Genomic DNA, 16027 nt, shown 5'->3' with positions numbered 1-16027 from the left:
GTGCTGGTGAGTCACGGCGTGACGATGGGGTTGTCATCGGCACTCTCGTTGATGCCGCGCTTCCCGGACGCCGTGCGATTGGGCTCGACACAAGCGGGCTTCAACCCGGCACGCGTGCTGGACGTGAGCGCGGTGGCGGTGGTGGACGGCGTGGTGGAGGTGACGCTCGCGTCCACGGCGGTGGCCATGGCCACGATGGGCCCGCCTCTTCCGAACAGTTCAGGAGGCCCGGGCAAGTGGGTGCAGGTGAATGAATCGATGTCCGACCGTGCCCGCGACTATCAGGCCCAGGTCACGGGAGCCCCGAAGGGCTCCGCGTATCGGGTCAAGAAGGGGAATGAGGAGCTCGACTTCGACGGCTACGACCCGGTGGAGAACCTCCTGCTGGAGGCCAAGGGACCGGGCTACGAGCAGTTCTTTGGTACCGACCTGAAGGCAAAAGATTTCTTCAAGAAAGAGAATGCCCTGGTTGATCAGGCTCAGCGGCAGTTGAGGGTATCTGGAGGAATGCGCGTTCGATGGGTGGTCGCAGAGGAGAAATTCGCGGATGCATTGCGCGCTCTATTCAGGCGTCGAAACGTCAGAGTGGAAGTACGCTCCCTGGCGCCAAACCAATGAGCTGCATCGACTGAATGACTGACTACTACTACGTAGGGGGCTACTGGCTGGGGCGATCCGAGGATGCGGGGTCCTGCGCCACTCGAGCGTCAAACCTGTTCAACGAACTGGGCCGCCTTGAGCCTGAGTGGCGGGTGTGGCACGAGTCAGGACGTACGTTCAAAGAGGCCAGTGCACGTACGTTCTCGACCGACCGTGCGAACTTCCTGAAGCTGTTCGCGCGGAAGAAGAACCGGCTGGGGGATGCCTTTCGTTATTGGCTGTGGACGGGAACACATCCGGAGGAGACAAGCCTGGTCGATGGCTACTGCGGCTCCGCGGATGATGTGCCGACTTCGATCTGCCTGGTCAGCCCGCCTCGTAAGGGCGCGGTGGCCGGACGCGTGCTGACAGCACCCGTCTTGCGCGAGGTGCTCCGTTCCGTGGTGCGCTGTTGGGCGCCGACGTGGGGCGTTGTTGCATCCGAGAAGTATCGGGATGAGGTGTCGCCTTCCTCGTCAGGGGACGTGGGCACCTTCGTGGGCTGGATGACCTACTTCTCCCGGCAGTGGGGAGAGGTTCCGCCGCTTCCCGCCCCTGTGCGCGTTGAGCCTGTAGAGGACCTGGGGACCCTGGTGATCCTCACGGAGGAGCGGTTCACGGTGACGAACCCGGAGCACGTCCGGCTGGCCACGGAGGTGCACCAGGTTCTCGATGCCGCCGGTCTACTGCGCCCCTTGTGACAGGAACACCTCCGCGGCTCCTGGCTGGCCCCGCGCCTGCGCTTCCTGCCGGTGGAACGCCGTGAGCGTCCGCGCCAGGTCGTCCACTCCGCCGAACTGGAAGCCGAGCTGCGTGCCGTAACGGATGCAGCCCTCCACCTTCTTCGGCAGGTGCTCCGTGATGTCCACCGCCAGCGGGCGCAGGCCCTGCGGCACCGCGGCGTCCGGGTGGGCCTGCGGCTGGCGCACGGCGTAGGGCGTGTCCCGGTAGTAGAGGAGCCGGGTCGTCGGGATGCCCAGCCCCTTCACGGCCCGCACCACCTGCACGTGGTCCACGTGGCTCCCCAACGCCTGCGGCACGAAGACCCGGTCCGGCTTCAGGTCCCACAACACCGGCTTCAAACACCCCGCCACCTTCGCTTCGATGACGTCTTCCGCTCGCGGTGGCTGGAACAGCGCCTCCGGGCTCGCGTAGCCCCGGTGCGGTGCCTCCTCCAGGTCTCCCCACCACAGATGGTCCACGCCCATGCAGGCGGCGAAGGCGCGGTCCTCGTCCCGCCGCAGGGCCATGTAGTCCACCTCCGGCGCCAGCCCCTTGGAGGTCTGACAGTGCAGCGCGAAGCCCTTCGGCCCCGGCACCGACCGCGTGAAGACGGTGACGAGCGCCACCGTCCACCCCTTCGCCTTCAACGCCGCCAACGTGCCGCCACAGGAGAAGGCGACGTCGTCCAGGTGCGGCGACACGAACAGGGCCGTGCTCATAACAGGTGCGGCGCCGCCCGGAACCGGCACGTGGGGTCCGCGCGCTCCTCCGTCATCGTCGGGTCGTAGAGGTGCGTCCACCGCGTGTCCGGCCGCGTGCCGGTCAGGTTCCGGTAGACGCCCTGAATCCGCCGCCCCACCGCACGCCACGAATACAGCTCCCGCACCTCGCGCAGCGCCGTCGCCGCCAGCCGCTTGCGCAGCGGCGCGTCGTCCATCAGCCGGCCCATCGCCTCCGCCAGCGCGGCGCTGTCCTTCGGCGGCACCAGCAGGCCGTCCCGCCCGTCCTCCAGGCAGTCCACCACCCCCACCGCGCGCGTCGACACGATGGGCAGCCCGGACGCCATCGCCTCCAGCAGCGTGTTGGAGAAGCCCTCGGAATACGTGGGCGACACGAACAGGTCCCCGCTCCGGTACAGGTCCGGCGCCTCCGCGTAGCTGGACACCCCCGGCAGCTCCACCACGCCCTGGAGCCCGTCCGCCTTCACCCTCGCGCGCACCGCCTCCAGGTCCGGTCCAATCCCAGACACCCGCAGCTTGAACGTGCGCCCGTCCGCCACCAGCCGCCGCACGGCGTCCAGCAGCTCCATCACCCCTTTCCGGGCGTCCACCCGGCCGTGGTACAGCCACACCGGCACGTCCCGCGTCTCCCCCAGCGCCGGCTCGCTGCGCGGATGGAAGCGCTGCGTGTCCGTGGCGCCGGGGACGATGGTGAAGCGCTCCAGCGGGGTCCCGTGGTGCCCGCTCACCTCCCGCGCGAAGGACAGGCTCCCAATCAGCAGCGCCCCCGCGTGGCCCAGCACCGCGAGCATGGCCTGCTTGTGCGTCCCGCAGCAGGTCCCCACCCAGTGCCCGTCCCCGCCCTGGATGGAGACGACGTTGGGCAATCCCAGCAGCCTCGCCGCCTGCAGCGCCGCCAGTCCGCACGGATAACCGTACTGCGCATGGATGAGGTCGAAGGGGCGGCGCCGGTGCTCGCGCACCACCGTGTCCACCATCACCTCCAGGTCGTGCTCGAAGCTGGCCGGCTGCCCCTGGTTGATGCGCTGCTCACCCACCGACTCACAGCCCAGCACGTGCGCGCCCGGGATGCCCGGCGGCGGACCGCCCCCGTACACCGCCATGCCCGCGGGGTCGCTGCGGTACTGGCTCACCATCGTCACGTCGTGCCCGCACGTCACCAATTCCCGCACCAGGTTCAGCGCATAGACGCTCATCCCGGAGATGGCCGGGAAGAACCTCCGGGAGATGAAGCAGATCCGCAGTCCGTTCACGCTGTTCACGCCGCCACCTCCGCGCCCGTCGGCAGGCGCTCCCGCAACCATTCCAGCGCCCGGGGCACCAGCTCGTGGGCCCGGTGCGCGTCCCGCGAAAGCTCCACGCACACCAGCCGGTCGTAGCGGGCGCGCGTCAGCTCTCGGAGGACCGACGGCACGTCCACGTCCCCTTCGCCAAACGGCAGGTGCTCATGCACGCCGCGCTTCATGTCCTCCAGCGCCACCGTGCCCAGCACCGGCGCGAACTCGCGCACGGCCTCCGCGGGCGTGCGCTCCTGCGTCACCAGCAGGTGCCCCACGTCCAATGCCAGACGCACGCCGGGCACCTGGGCCTGCAGCCGGCGCCAGCCGTCCACCGTCTCCACCAGCATCCCCGGCTCCGGCTCCACCGCCAGCACCACGCCGCGCGCCGCCGCGTACTCGAAGAGCCGCTTCAGGCCGTCCACCAGCCACGGCCACGCGGCCTCCTCCGTCACGCCCGGGCGGGGCACGCCCGCCCAGAAGGACACCGCCTCCCCCCGGCACGTGCCGCACACGTCCACCGCGCGCTTCAGGAACTCCAGCCGCCGCGCGCGGCCCTCCGCCTCCGGGGTGATGAGCGTGGGCTCGTGCTTCCGGCGCGGGTCCAACAGGAAGCGCGCCCCCGTCTCCACCACCAGCCCCAGGCCCAGCCGCTCCAGCCGCGTGGCGAGCTTCACCGTGCGCCGCTCGAAGTCCGGCGCGAACGGGTCGAAGTGGTGGTGGTCCAGCGTCAGCGCCACGCCGTCGTAGCCGCTGTCCGCGATGAGGCCCAGCGCGTCCTCGAAGCGGTGGTTCGACACGCCGTTGGTGTTGTACGCGAAGCGCAGGGCCATGGCTCACTGCCCCCCGAAGCGGCGGCTCGCGAGCACCTTCGGCACCGCGTGGCGGTCCGGCTCCCGGTAGAGCGCGTACAGCCGCCCCACGCGCGCCTCCGCCAGCCGCACGTTGAACCAGACCGGCCCGCCCAGCCGCGCCTCGGCCTCCGGCGTCAGCCGCACCGGCTGCGCGCCCGGCGGCGGCGCTCCCAGGCCCACCAGCGGGTCCTTGCGCTCCAGGAGCCGCGCCGCGTTGCGCTCGCCCAGGCGGTTGTACGTCATCGTCTCCACCTCCAGGCCCGGCACCAGCGCCTTCACCACGTGCACGTGGTGGCCCGGCGGGGACAGGTCCGAGACCAGGACGTCGAAGCCCGCCGCGTGCAACTGCCTCACCACGTGGTCGCAGCGGAGCGACGGGTCCTCCACGGAGGGCGTCCGGGGCAGGTCCTCGAAGCGCACCTTCTGGCGGACCGTCAGCGTGCACGCCGTCAGCTCGCGCAGCGCCTGGGCCGGCATCCGCGCCCACTCCACCATCGCGTTCAGCGCGCGCGGCTCCTCCGCGTCCAGGTCCACCTGGGGCACGAAGCGGTCCATGTATTCCGGCGGCGCCACCCGGGCCACCTCGCTCAGCGGCCCGTGCATGAACGCCTTGCGCGCGCGCGAACAGGCGTACTCCAGCAGCGCCTTGCGCAGCGCCCGGTCCCGGTCCGGATCCGCCGCCTCTCCGCACGCCGTCACCATCAGCGGCTGGTCCCCCACGGACAGGTCGCGGCCCACCACGTACAGGTTCACCATGCCGAAGTCCGTGCCGGCCAGCTTCGCCATCACCTCCACGCCCGCGCGGCGGTAGCGCTCCAGCAGCTCGCGCACGTCCGGCGCCAGGTCCGTGCCCTCCAGGTCCAGCACCACGCCCTGGTCCATGGCCCGGTACATCAGCCCGTTGCCGTCGCGCTGGATGAGCTCCAGCAGGCCGTGCGCCAGCGCCTGGGGCCGCGTCAGCCCCGCGCCCTGGCCGTTGGTGATGGGGGTGATGAGCGGGGTCCGCCCCTGCAACTGCCCGGGGTGGATGGCGACGTACTCCTCCGGCACCAGCACCCGCTCCCCGGTGGACAGCCGCTGCATCTCCACCCAGACGAGCGGCAGGTCCGGTTGATACGGACTGCCAGCGGGCAGCCCCAGCGTGAGCGGATCCGCCACCGCCGTGGGGCCCCGAGCGCGCACCAGCGCCGCGTAGCTGCCGTGCACGCGCGGCATGCGCTGCATGGCGAGCTCACAGAAGGTCTCCTCCACCAGCTCGCCCAGCGCGCCCACCCGCGCCTCTTCGTCCGTGCGGCCATAGCCGTTGCCGTGCAGCACGGAGCCCGGCCCGCCCCCCAGCGCCAGGCTGGCGGAGGCCACCGGAATCCCCAGCCGGTCGATGGGGTCGATGCGGAACATCTGCAGGGCGCCGGTGGACACGGCGTGGTGATACGCGTCGATGGCTCGGGCAATGCTCATGACAGTTCCTCCAGGGGAAGGGGACGGGTGTGCGGCATGCCCGAGAGCAGCCGGTCGAACAGCGCCAGCGCGTGCCGGCGGGTGACGCCGCGCGCGAACTCGAACGAGGTGAAGACGTTCTCGAACGGGAGCTCCTTGAGCACCGCGCGGTAGCGGCGCAGCTCGCCGTGGCTCAGCGGAATCGCGGCGTGGAAGCCCTTGTGGCACGACAGGCCCGTGGGCCTGCCCCGCGCGTCCAGGTCCACCTTCAGCGCGTCGCCGCAGAACAGCGAGCGGGTGCGCGCGTCGTACAGCACCATCTGGCCCTCGTAGTGGCCCCCCACGCAGTGCAGCGTCAGGCCCGTCGCCAGCTCGTGCTCGTCATCCACCGGCCAGCGCACCTGGAAGGCCTTGCTGTAGGGCACCGCGTCCCGGTGCAGCACGAGCAGCGGGTCGAAGTGCTCCTGCAACTGCCACAGCGCCCCGAAGCCGTGCGGGTGTGACGCGGACAGCCTGTGGATGCCGCCCATTACGTCGATGAACTCCAGCGCGGGCCGCGAGTACCAGGGCGCGCCCTCGAAGCAGACGTTGCCCTCCGGCCTGCGCAGCAGCCAGCCCGTGGAGCCCAGGCCGAAGGTCGGCGTGCAGGTGAAGCCCCAGACGCCGGGCAGCGTCTCCTCCCAGCGCGTGGTGAGCCGCTCCGACACCTGGCCCGCGGTCTGGAAGTCCCAGCCGTCGCGCGGCAGCGCGTTGCGCACGTCCAGGCAGGTGGGACAGCCCGTGGGCCGCTCGCGCGGGAAGCCCGGCTGCCACGTGCCGCAGTGGGTGCAGGCATAGCGGGTCAGTGGCATGACGGAAACGCCCTCCCTGCCTGCGTCGCCTGCGTGAGCAGCCCCACCAGCCGCACGTCGCGCTCCGGCGCGAACGGCTGCGGACGGCCCTCCAGCACGCACGCGGAGAAGTTCTCCACCTGGTGGAGGAAGGGGCTCCGGTCTTCTTCCGGCGAGAGGGGGACCCACGTCTCCTCGCCCGTCTTCGCGTCGGTGAGCGACAGGGAGCCGCCGGGCGTCTGGCCCATCGTCTTGTACGCCAGCGCTCGCGCCCGGGTGCCGATGAGCTCCAGCGTGCGCCGGGGGTACGCGTCCGGGCAGTTGTAGGCCACCTGCAAGAGGCCCAGCGTGCCGCTCTTGAACTGGCCCATCAGCACCGCGCCGTCGTCCACGGCGTAGCGGTGCACGCGCCGCTGGGTCATGGCGATGAGCGACTCCCACTCGTCGCCGAGCACGACCTCCAGCAGGTCCAGGCCGTGCGGCGCCAGGTCGATCATCGCGCCGCCGCCGGCCTGCTCCGGGTCGATGCGCCAGTTGTCAGGGGCCCAGTCCTCGGGCAGCCAGCAGGCGTAGTGGATGCGCGCCTGGGTGACGGTGCCCAGCACGCCCTCCTTCACCAGCGTGCGCAGCTTGCGGTGCGCCGCGTGGTGGCGCTGGTCGAACGCGGTGGCGTAGTGCACGCCCGCGCGCTGGCACGCGGACACCATGCGCAGGCCGTCCCGGGGCGTGACGGCCATGGGCTTCTCGCACAGCACGTGCTTGCCCGCGGCGGCGCACGCCTCCGTCATCGCCGCGTGCAGGTGGTTGGGCGTGGCGATGTAGACGGCCTGCACGTCCTTGTCCGCCAGCACCGACCCCAGCGCGGTGTAGCGCTTCACGTCGTCCGCCGGGATGCGCATCAGCGCCTCCGCGTTCGCGTCACACAGCGCCACCAGCCGCGCGTTGCTCGCGCCCTGGAGCGCCGGGATGACGTAGTCCCGCGCCACCCAGCCACACCCCACCACCGCCCAGCCCAGCCTCCGGGCCTTCGGCTTCGCCTCGAACATGGTCACCGCCTGTTGGGAAGGTTCAGGAATGGCCGCCCGCTCATGGCCACACCGCCGCGTCGCGCAGGACTGCGTTGCCGAACGTCTGGAGCGGGCCGGGGTGGATGAGCTCCAGGTCCTCCATCGCCTGGCGCAGGGTGAAGCCCGCCGCGCGGGCGTGGGCGTCCAGCTCCAGCACCCGGTCCAGCGCGTCCGCGGCGTTGAAGGCGCGCGCCTCCGCCGAGTCCACGTTGCCGGTGAGCGCCAGCGCCTGCCGCACGACCCCGGCCAGCCGCTCCGGCAGCGACGCCAGGGCCTTCTCCGTGAGGCGCTTCATGACGGGCTCCAGCAGGTCCCCCAGCAGCGCCTCGCCGCCGTAGCCCGCGTCCGGCAGCGCCGCGTTGAAGAGGTGGTGGGAGAGCCCCGCCACGAAGGGCAGGGCCGGGGACGCGCTGAAGCAGGGCGCGACGAGCACCGCGCCCACCGCCACCGCGTAGCAGTGGTCCGCGTGGCCCTCCTGCGGGGACACGAGGATGCGCGGCCGGCCGGGGAACGTGGCCCCGGCGCGGGGCTGGCGCACCAGCCGGTCCACGAACGCGGGCGGAGGCACGTGACAGGCCTCCTCCCGCGTCTGGGAGAGCGCCACGGCCAGCCGCTCCCGCAGGCCGGGGTCCAGCGGCCCGGCGACCGCCTCCAGCCCCCGGTGCAGCACCCGCGTCGCGTCCAGCGGGGACAGCCCCGCCCGCTGGAGGACGTCCATGTCCAGGCCGCCCAGCCGCACCGCCGCCAGCGCGCGCGCCGTCTCCTGCAGCGCCACGCCGCGAGGGTCCATGCCGGAGGCCAGCGCGGCCCACGCCCGGCGGAAGCCGTGCGCCGCCAGGCCGTCCGGATGGTCCGGGGTGCGCAGGCGCTTGAGGTCCATCAACTCCGACAGGAGCGGGCGGAGCTCCGCCAGACGGCTCGGGGAGGCCGTGTCACGCGCGGGTGCGTTCATGGCTTCAGCCCCTGATGCGTTCCGGCTGGCGCTCCACCTGCTGAGCGCGGCTCTTGCCCAGCCACGCCATCAGGCGGCGCTGCTGCTCCGGCATGGCGTGCTCCACGGGCTGGCCGTCCTGCGACATGGGGGCCTTGAAGAAGCAGCCCAGCGCGTCGATGACGCCGCACTCGCCCCGGCGCTTCGCCAGGTCCAGCGTGCGCGCCAGCTCCACGACGAGCGGCGCGGCGAGGATGGAGTCCTTGCAGAGGAAGTTGAGCTTCAACTGCATGGGCTGCCCCAGGAAGCCCGTCACGTCGATGTTGTCCCAGGCCTCCTTGTTGTCCCCGCGCGGGCGGTAGTACTGGATTTGAACGACGTGGTCCTGGACCTTGTAGCCGAGGATGCTGTCCAGCGCGGCGCCCTTGGTGTCGAGCTTGTTCTGCCGCGAGGCCGGGTCGTTGAGGGCCTCTCCGTCGCGGTTGCCCAGGATGTTGGTGGAGTACCAGCCGTCCACGTGCAGCGCGCGGTCGCGCAGCGCGGGGGCGAGCACCGTCTTGAGCAGCGTCTGCCCCGTCTTGCCGTCCTTGCCGGCGACGGGCGCGCCCGTGCGCTTGGCCAGCAGGAGCAGCGCGGGCACGTCCGCGGCGACGCTGGGCGTGAAGTTGGCGAACGGGATGCCGTCCACGATGGCCGCGTACGCGTAGAGCATCGCGGGGCCGATGTCCGGGTCGTTCGCGTCCAGGGCCTTCTCGAAGGCCTCCGGCGTGGCGAACTCCGGGCGGGTGAGGTCCACGGCCTTCTCCGTGGAGGCCAGGTTCACCACCACCACGCGCTCCAGCCGCTCCCGCTCCTTGAAGCGGGCCAGGTCGTCACGGATGGCCCGCACCTGGTCGCGCAGGGTGCGCGCCTTCTTCTCCGCGGTGCCCACGACGTTCTTGCAGAACTTCGCGTTGGAGGCCGCGGGCCACGGCCGCATGCGGCCCAGCGTGGGCGCCACCGCCTCCAACTGTCCTTCCGTCAGCACGGCGTGGTTGCGCGCCGCGTGCGCCAGGTCGTCCTCGAACAGGTCCCAGCCGCCGAACGTCAGCGCGCCGTACTCCACCAGCCCCATGCCCTGGGCGTCCGCCAGCGGCAGGCCCCGGGTGTCCACCCGTCCCCGGCGCAAGAGCTCCATGCCCGCCACCGCCGTGGTCGCCACCGCGCCACCCAGTCCCACCACCGCCACGCCCAACCGCTCATTGCCCGCCATGTGTGAAGCCCCTCCCCCACCGTTGTGCCCCGTGCTCTCGCGATGACACCTTGGCGGCGCCCCGGGGTGACGGGAGCCCCGTGGCTGGAAGCGCTTCCTGCGCCCACCCGCTGCGAGAGTTTCGGGAAAGTCCGCACTCCCGGAGGGCTTTCAACTCAGCCCCCGGACGGTGCGAACTGTCGGCTGGAGGAGGGTCGTCTCAGACGTGGCGCAGCTTCCAGCCGCCGCGCCGGAAGAGGGCGGCGCTCGCCAGCCCGAGCGCGCCGTAGGTGACGGCGATGGCGATGAACGCGCCCGAGGGCCCCAGGCCCAGGGGATGGGAGAGGACCCACGCGAGCGGCAACTGGAGGCCCCAGGAGAAGAGGGCGTTCACCACGGTGGGGGTGGTGGTGTCGCCCGCGCCGTTGAAGGCGTGGGGCAGCACGGTGACGAAGGCGTAGAGGGCCAGGCTGCAACTGACGATGCGCAGGCAGCGCACGGCGTGCAGGCCCACCTCCGGCTCGGTGGTGAAGCGGTGGATGAGGGGCTCCGCGAAGAGGAGGAAGCCCACCGCCACCACGCCCAGGAACGCGAGCGTGTAGAAGCTGGCGCGCCACGCGGCCCGCTCCGCGCGGTCGGTGTCGCCCGCGCCCAGGCTCTGGCCCACCAGCGTGCCCGCCGCGTGGGACAGGCCCCAGGACGGCTGCTGCGCGAAGAGCAGCACGCGCATGGCCAGCGTGTAGCCCGCGAGCGCGGTGCTGCCGAAGGTGGCGACGATGCGCATCAGCACCAGCCAACTGGACATGCCCAGCAGCGACTGGAGCGTGGCGCCTCCCGACAGCTTCAGCAGCGAGCGCAGCGCGGACGGCTCCACGCGCAGGTGGCGGCGGCGCAACTCCAGACGTCCGCTGCCCTTGAGCAGGCGGTACACCTGATACAGCACGCCGGTGGAGCGGCCCAGGGTGGTGGCCAGCGCGGCGCCGGTGACGCCCATGGCGGGCACGGGGCCCAGGCCGAAGATGAACAGCGGCGCGAGCACGATGTTCACGGAGTTGGCCAGCCACAGCGCGCGCATGGACGTGGCCGCGTCCCCCGCGCCGCGCAGGATGGCGCTGATGAGGAACAGCAGCATGATGATGGGGAAGCTGGCCAGCATCAGCCGCGTGTAGCCCGCGCCGTGCTCGACCACGCCGGGCGCGGCGCCCAGCGCCAGGAGCAGCGGACGCGCGAAGTAGCTGCCCGCGAACGCCAGCGGCACGGCCAGCGCGAGCCCCAGGCCCAGGGCCTGCACCGCGGCGCTCGCGGCGCGCTCCGGGTCCTTCTGCCCGATGCGCCGCGCGATGAGCGCGGTGGCGCCGATGGACAGGCCCAGCGGCAGGGTCTGCAGCAGCGTGAGCATGGACTCGGTGAGGCCCACGGTGGCGATGGCGTCCGCGCCCAGGCGCGACACGAAGAGCACGTCCACCAGGGCGAAGACGGACTCCATCACCATCTCCAGCACCATGGGCACGGACAAGAGCAGGAAGGCGCGGTCCACGGGCCCGGTGGCCAGGTCCTCGGTGGAGCCCTTCAGCGCCAGCCACAGGGAGGCGAGGAGGCCCCTGGCTCCAGCGGCAGGAGGGGCGGCGTCCCGGGCGAAGGTTTCAGGCGGGGGTTGCGTCATGGATTGCGCGTTGCAACGGGACACCTTCCGGCTTTCATCCCTCGCGGTTCCCCGCCTGCCGGCGCGCGCGGGCGGGTAGATTCAGGGCATGGCTTCCGGTCCCCGCGTCCTCCTCCTCGCCGAGCGCTTTCCCCCTGACATCGGAGGGCTCGCGCGCAGCGGGGCGCGCACCGCGGGCTCGCTCGTGCGGCTGGGCGCACGCGTGGACGTGGTGGCCTGGACGCGCACGGCGCGGCCGGGGGCGCTGGAGACGGCGCCGGACGCGGGGGACGTGTCGCCGTTCGCGAAGGGCGTCACGCTGCACCGGCTGGGGTTGTTCGGCAGCGCGGACCTGTCCATGCAGCACACGCTCGACGTGCTCGGCCACCTGCACTCGCGGCGCAAGTACGACCTGGTGTGGGGGCACTACCTGTACCCGCCGGGCTTCCTCGCGGTGGTGTTCGCGCAGAGCGCGGGGCTGCGCTCCATCCTCAGCGCGCGGGGCAATGACGTGGACCAACTGATGTTCCCGCCGGGGGACTTCGCCCGCCTGCTCTGGACGCTCCAGCGGGCGGACGTGCTCACCGCGGCCTCCGCGGACCTGGGCCGGAAGATGGCGATGCTGCTGGGCCGCGACCCGGGCGTGGAGGTCATCCCCAACGCGGTGGACACGGCGCTGTTCTCACCGGGCCCGGCGGACGCGGCCCTGCGGGAGCGGTTGGGCATCCAGCCGGGCGAGGCGGTGCTCGGCTTCTCCGGGGAGCTGCGCCACAAGAAGGGGTTGCCGTTCCTGCTGTCCGCGCTCACGGAGGTGCGGCGCGTGCGGCCCGCGTGCCTGCTGGTGATTGGCGAGGTGCGCGCCCGGGACGCGGAGCACCTGGTCGCCTACCGGGCGGAGCACCCGGAGGACGCGGCGCGCGTCCTCATCTCCGGCGCGCTGGAGTCCCCGGAGCTCATCGCGGAGCACCTGCGGTTGTGTGATGTGTATTTGCAGCCGTCGCTGTGGGAGGGCATGCCCAACGCGCTGCTGGAGGCGATGGCGTGCGCGCGGCCGGTCATCGCCAGCGACGCGGGCGGCATCCCGGAGGCGGTGGAGTCCGGGGTGAACGGCTTCATCGTGGAGAAGGCGCTGCTCAACCACCTGGGGCAGGCGTGCCTGGACGTGCTGGGCCTGCCCGAGGCGAAGCGCGCGGCGCTGGGGGCGGCGGCGCGCGCGCGGGTCGAGGCGGGCTTTCAGGCGGACGCGGAGGCCGCGGTGTTGTCGCGCGTGCTGACGCGCGCGATGCCCAGGTCGTCCGAGTAGGCGTTCACCAGCGCCTCCTGCGCGCGGCCCCAGGGGAAGTCCCGCTCCACGCGGGCGCGGGCGTTGGCGCTCAATGAAGCGCCGAGCGCGGGATGGGCGATGAGGTCCCTCACGGCCTCGGCGATGGCCTTGGGGGAGCCGGGGCGGATGCGGTAGGCCTCGGTGGCCTCCGCGAGCGCGCGGGTCACGGGCAGGTCGCTGACGACGACGGGCGTGCCGGTGGCCATGGCTTCGAGGAGCTTCAGCGGGCAGCAGCCCTGCACGCAGTTGCGGTCGTTCACGGGCAGCGGCACGAGCACGACGTCGCAGGCGTGGTGCAGCCGGGCGAGTTCTTCCTGGGGCAGGGGTTCGAGGATTTCGACGGCGCCCTGGAGCACGAGGTCGCCGCAGCGGTCCAGGAGGGCGCGGCGCGCGTGCTTGCGCAGGGGGCCCACGAGGGTGAGGGTCACCGGCAGGTCGCGGCGCAGGAGGCGGCAGGCCTCGATGGCGTGGTGCACGCCCTGCCACGCGGTCATGGTGCCGCTGTAGAGCATGCGAAAGGGGCGGCCCGCTTCGGGGGGGCGTGGGGGCGCGTGGCGGAACACGTCCAGGTCCACGCCGTTGGGGATGACGCGCAGGCGCTTCGGGTCCGCGCCGCGGGAGCGCAGGTACTCGGCGGTGACGGCGCTGGGCGTGACGAGGAGGTCCGCGGCCTGGAGGCAGGCCTCTTCCTGGGCGAGCAGCTTGCGCATCAGCTCCGCGTCATCCGCGACGTCGGGGTGGTGGTACTTGAGCTCGATGGAGGGCAGGCCGTTGACCTCGTAGACGAGCGCGTCGGTGAGGGCGGCCTTGCGCCGGGCGATGGGGTAGCCCTCGAAGATGGAGCGGACGTGGACGACCTTCGCGCGCGGCCGACCCCGCCACCACGCACCCAGGTGCGAGCGGAACGTCAGCGCCTGGGCGACCAGGTCTTTCCCGCGGGCACCCAGCGGGTGGTAGGTGACGTGGGAGCCCAGGGCAGGCGGGGGAGCCCCCGGCGCATCGCCGATGGCCACCAGGTCCACCGGGCCGAACGCGGCGCCCAGGGCCTCCACGAAGGCGCGGATGTGCACGGCGGCGCCCTTGGGCGCGGGGAAGCGGTCGAAGGACGCGTAGACGATGCCGGAGGTGCCCACGGCCCGGTGCTACCGCGACACGGGGCCGGCGGCAAACGGGGCACGTCCGCCGATTTCAGGGAAGCGAGCGTAGGCGCGCAGCAGGGCGTCGAGGTGGGCGGGGTCGTCCAGGTCGAGCGGTGCCTCCGTGAGCTGGACGAGCCACCCTCCGCTCGCGGTGCGCCGTGAGCGGGTCAGAAGCTCCGCGTCACGCGTCGCATCCGGGAACCCGAGCAGCCGCGCGGTGGCGGCGGACCAGTAGTTGAGCCAGCCGAGATAATGCGGAACGTCCGGGGAGCGGAGCTCCCAGGGGAGCTTGAGCGATGGCAGGCCCCGAGGGGGGGAATGTGGCTCATCCCCGCGGTGGTGGAACTGCCGCGCCACGATGAGGGCGAGACCTTCGGGGAGCACCCGTGCCCAGAACGCATCGGCCGCCTCCGATACCGAAACCAGCGCGTCCCGTAGCGATGAGGTGGTTGCGATGGCCGGCGGGACCTCTGCGTGGATCTCAAAGACGGGGAGGCCTCCCGGTGAGCTGCCCGCGGAGCCATCCAAACCGTAAAATGTAACGAGGGCGTCCTCGTCCCCATTGCAGAGCATGGGGAGCTCCATGCGCGCGGCGGCATCCGTGAGCCACGCATCACGTTGGGGAAGGGCGAGGACCGTCCCGTCGTCGGAAATCGTCCGGTCCAGGCGCAGTCCAGGAACCGCCCGCTCCATGGCATGGGTCGCGGCGAGCGTCCGACGGTCACCCCTCACGAGCGCGGGCGCATAGGCAATCAAGACGCAGGTCTTCCGCGGGTCCGCCATCTCAGCACCAATCCATGACCACGATATCGAGAGAAGCATCTTGTTCGAGAAGCGCGGCCGCATGCGCGGCGCTCCGAACACCGACCCGAAAGTCAAATCCGCAAGCCTTCGCGATATCGCGTTCCCGGCGCAGTTCGAGCAGTTGCTTCCCTACGACGATCTTCCGCAGCGCGGACGTGAACGTGTCGAAGTTGTCAGTCTTGATCTCCCACAGCACGCGCGCGCGGAGCTGCATCGCGTCGAAGCGCTTGCCGTTGATGAGCACATCCGAGCCGGCGAAGTCGTTCGAGGGCACCCGGTCCGCGCACTGGTTGTGCAGGGCATCACCGCCCAGGTGCGCCAAGGGCTGAGGCCGGCACTCCGGGCGTCGCTCGTGCGGGTCTCCCGAACTGGGAGGCCCTGGCGGAGGAAACCAGTCTCGTCCGGAGGCGCTCCCCTGGGGTTCCGGGCTGTGCTCCGCCACGGGCTGCCGCGCGAGAGGCCGTGTCCGGGGTGCATCTTCATCCGGATACGCGTGCCGCAGTTCATACGCCTCCAGCGCATCCGCGATGGCGACCGCCACGGCCACCGCGCCAATGACGACCACGGCGCCCACCGCGATCTCCGGCTGCGTCAGCAGGCAGACGCCCACCACCATTTGCAGACTCGCTGCGTCCGCCGTGGCCACGGGACATCGCTGCTCGACGTCCCGGAACCGGACCCGCCGCGTGTCCAGCGCGGGAAAGCACTGCTCCACCACTTCGGACCAGGGCCGGGATGCCTCCCGCACCACGCACCGCCCTTCGTCCCTCCAGGGCAGCGCCGCCGCGCGCTGGAGGTTGGCGAGCCTTGGGCTCCGGGACTCGGGCGGCTGCGTCGTCGCGCAGGCCGTGGCGACGAGGAGCAGCAGTGCGACGCAAGTGCGGAAACACATGGCCTGTCTGCCATAGCACCTCTTCCGTCACCTGGGACGTGACGAAGCCGCATGGCGCCTTCTCCCTGCTGGACGTGTTCCCGGAGAAGGAGGTCGTCAAGGCCCTCAAGGCGGACGGCTTCGTGAAGCAGCACGTCTCCGACGACGAGGCCTTCAAGAAGGCCAGGACCGTGGAGGCCCTGATGGAGAGCCTGGAGCAGGGGGACGACTGCGTGGGCTTCAACTCCTCCGGCACGGAGAGCATGAAGCGCTCCGTCGCGTTCCACCACGTCAGCGGCGACAAGGTCGCCGTGCGCATCGCGTTCAGCTACGACAACGAGTCCTGCCGCGGGAACATGTTCGTGGTGGGCGTGCTGCTGCCCATCCCCGCCTCCCTGAAGCCCGCCCTGGAGCGCGCCCGCACGCGCCAGGAGGGCTTCCTCATGAAGGACGCCAAATCCGTCAAGGCGCCCTCCATCCAGTTCGACTGGGAGGGCCACGCGCCCGACAAGCCCTGA

16 protein-coding genes are annotated in these 16027 nt (G+C 71.6%); 4 read left to right on the top strand and 12 right to left on the bottom strand.

Features of this window, described 5'->3' with window-relative positions:
* Nucleotides 1–618: Tox-REase-5 domain-containing protein (locus K8556_RS09675; protein ID WP_223739735.1), on the top strand; the 618-nt coding region annotated here is incomplete at its 5' end.
* 14 nt (nucleotides 619–632) lie between these two features.
* On the top strand, nucleotides 633–1340 hold the full coding sequence (locus K8556_RS09670) for an immunity 52 family protein (protein ID WP_223739734.1): 708 nt from the start codon (nucleotides 633–635) through the stop codon (nucleotides 1338–1340).
* Here the strand turns inward: K8556_RS09670 and K8556_RS09665 are convergent.
* From K8556_RS09665 to K8556_RS09625, 9 genes are all read right to left on the bottom strand, one after another.
* Entirely contained in the window at nucleotides 1323–2081 is a 759-nt protein-coding gene (locus K8556_RS09665) for a PIG-L deacetylase family protein (RefSeq protein ID WP_223739733.1), read from the bottom strand. The genes K8556_RS09670 and K8556_RS09665 overlap by 18 nt on opposite strands.
* Nucleotides 2078–3364, bottom strand: a complete 1287-nt coding sequence (locus K8556_RS09660; protein WP_223739732.1) for a glycosyltransferase family 4 protein — start codon at nucleotides 3362–3364, stop codon at nucleotides 2078–2080. Before K8556_RS09660 ends, K8556_RS09665 begins: the two co-directional genes overlap by 4 nt.
* Nucleotides 3361–4212, bottom strand: a complete 852-nt coding sequence (locus K8556_RS09655) for a sugar phosphate isomerase/epimerase (protein WP_223739731.1) — start codon at nucleotides 4210–4212, stop codon at nucleotides 3361–3363. Before K8556_RS09655 ends, K8556_RS09660 begins: the two co-directional genes overlap by 4 nt.
* A gap of 3 nt (nucleotides 4213–4215) precedes the next feature.
* A complete protein-coding gene (locus K8556_RS09650) occupies nucleotides 4216–5691 on the bottom strand; it encodes a YcaO-like family protein (RefSeq protein ID WP_304503948.1) in 1476 nt (491 codons plus the stop codon).
* On the bottom strand, nucleotides 5688–6521 hold the full coding sequence (locus tag K8556_RS09645) for an MBL fold metallo-hydrolase (protein WP_223739730.1): 834 nt from the start codon (nucleotides 6519–6521) through the stop codon (nucleotides 5688–5690). The genes K8556_RS09650 and K8556_RS09645 overlap by 4 nt, the downstream gene beginning before the upstream one ends.
* Nucleotides 6512–7546, bottom strand: a complete 1035-nt coding sequence (locus K8556_RS09640) for a Gfo/Idh/MocA family protein (RefSeq protein ID WP_223739729.1) — start codon at nucleotides 7544–7546, stop codon at nucleotides 6512–6514. Before K8556_RS09640 ends, K8556_RS09645 begins: the two co-directional genes overlap by 10 nt.
* Before the next feature lie 40 nt (nucleotides 7547–7586).
* Nucleotides 7587–8519, bottom strand: coding sequence for a hypothetical protein (locus tag K8556_RS09635; RefSeq protein WP_223739728.1), 933 nt, complete (start codon nucleotides 8517–8519; stop codon nucleotides 7587–7589).
* A gap of 4 nt (nucleotides 8520–8523) precedes the next feature.
* Nucleotides 8524–9750, bottom strand: coding sequence for an inositol-3-phosphate synthase (locus K8556_RS09630; RefSeq protein ID WP_223739727.1), 1227 nt, complete (start codon nucleotides 9748–9750; stop codon nucleotides 8524–8526).
* A 199-nt stretch (nucleotides 9751–9949) separates the two neighbouring features.
* Nucleotides 9950–11392 (bottom strand): MATE family efflux transporter, encoded by a 1443-nt coding sequence (locus K8556_RS09625; RefSeq protein ID WP_223739726.1) that lies wholly within the window; start codon nucleotides 11390–11392, stop codon nucleotides 9950–9952.
* Nucleotides 11393–11480: 88 nt separating this feature from the next.
* Between K8556_RS09625 and K8556_RS09620 the strand changes: the two genes are divergently transcribed.
* Nucleotides 11481–12674, top strand: coding sequence for a glycosyltransferase (locus K8556_RS09620; RefSeq protein WP_223739725.1), 1194 nt, complete (start codon nucleotides 11481–11483; stop codon nucleotides 12672–12674).
* Here the strand turns inward: K8556_RS09620 and K8556_RS39725 are convergent.
* Genes K8556_RS39725 through K8556_RS09605 form a run of 3 tightly spaced genes read right to left on the bottom strand, consistent with a single transcriptional unit; the run spans nucleotide 12605 to nucleotide 15530 of the window.
* Nucleotides 12605–13828, bottom strand: coding sequence for a glycosyltransferase family 4 protein (locus K8556_RS39725; RefSeq protein ID WP_223739724.1), 1224 nt, complete (start codon nucleotides 13826–13828; stop codon nucleotides 12605–12607). The two genes, K8556_RS09620 and K8556_RS39725, sit on opposite strands and share 70 nt — an antisense overlap.
* A 9-nt stretch (nucleotides 13829–13837) precedes the next feature.
* Nucleotides 13838–14680 (bottom strand): DUF5953 family protein, encoded by an 843-nt coding sequence (locus K8556_RS09610; RefSeq protein ID WP_370639905.1) that lies wholly within the window; start codon nucleotides 14678–14680, stop codon nucleotides 13838–13840.
* Nucleotides 14619–15530 (bottom strand): DUF6310 domain-containing protein, encoded by a 912-nt coding sequence (locus K8556_RS09605; protein ID WP_223739723.1) that lies wholly within the window; start codon nucleotides 15528–15530, stop codon nucleotides 14619–14621. Before K8556_RS09605 ends, K8556_RS09610 begins: the two co-directional genes overlap by 62 nt.
* A gap of 38 nt (nucleotides 15531–15568) precedes the next feature.
* On the opposite strand from K8556_RS09605, the gene K8556_RS09600 reads away from it, so the two are divergent.
* Complete coding sequence (locus tag K8556_RS09600; protein WP_223739722.1) at nucleotides 15569–16027, top strand: hypothetical protein; 459 nt, start codon at nucleotides 15569–15571, stop codon at nucleotides 16025–16027.

This window comes from Corallococcus sp. AS-1-12 (assembly GCF_020036995.1).
Classification (GTDB): domain Bacteria; phylum Myxococcota; class Myxococcia; order Myxococcales; family Myxococcaceae; genus Corallococcus.
The sequence above is the reverse complement of the archived record's forward strand: the minus strand, read 5'-3'. Positions and strand labels throughout refer to the sequence as shown.

What these genes read in the sequence shown, in the direction of transcription:
- K8556_RS09635 (WP_223739728.1), bottom strand. Translation starts at nt 8,519, where the DNA reads ATGAACGCACCCGCGCGTGACACGGCCTCCCCGAGCCGTCTGGCGGAG.
- K8556_RS09645 (WP_223739730.1), bottom strand. Translation starts at nt 6,521, where the DNA reads ATGCCACTGACCCGCTATGCCTGCACCCACTGCGGCACGTGGCAGCCG.
- K8556_RS09665 (WP_223739733.1), bottom strand. Translation starts at nt 2,081, where the DNA reads ATGAGCACGGCCCTGTTCGTGTCGCCGCACCTGGACGACGTCGCCTTC.
- K8556_RS09670 (WP_223739734.1), top strand. Translation starts at nt 633, where the DNA reads ATGACTGACTACTACTACGTAGGGGGCTACTGGCTGGGGCGATCCGAG.
- K8556_RS09655 (WP_223739731.1), bottom strand. Translation starts at nt 4,212, where the DNA reads ATGGCCCTGCGCTTCGCGTACAACACCAACGGCGTGTCGAACCACCGC.
- K8556_RS09620 (WP_223739725.1), top strand. Translation starts at nt 11,481, where the DNA reads ATGGCTTCCGGTCCCCGCGTCCTCCTCCTCGCCGAGCGCTTTCCCCCT.
- K8556_RS09640 (WP_223739729.1), bottom strand. Translation starts at nt 7,546, where the DNA reads ATGTTCGAGGCGAAGCCGAAGGCCCGGAGGCTGGGCTGGGCGGTGGTG.
- K8556_RS09605 (WP_223739723.1), bottom strand. Translation starts at nt 15,530, where the DNA reads ATGTGTTTCCGCACTTGCGTCGCACTGCTGCTCCTCGTCGCCACGGCC.
- K8556_RS09630 (WP_223739727.1), bottom strand. Translation starts at nt 9,750, where the DNA reads ATGGCGGGCAATGAGCGGTTGGGCGTGGCGGTGGTGGGACTGGGTGGC.
- K8556_RS09610 (WP_370639905.1), bottom strand. Translation starts at nt 14,680, where the DNA reads ATGCGGCCGCGCTTCTCGAACAAGATGCTTCTCTCGATATCGTGGTCA.
- K8556_RS09650 (WP_304503948.1), bottom strand. Translation starts at nt 5,691, where the DNA reads ATGAGCATTGCCCGAGCCATCGACGCGTATCACCACGCCGTGTCCACC.
- K8556_RS09625 (WP_223739726.1), bottom strand. Translation starts at nt 11,392, where the DNA reads ATGACGCAACCCCCGCCTGAAACCTTCGCCCGGGACGCCGCCCCTCCT.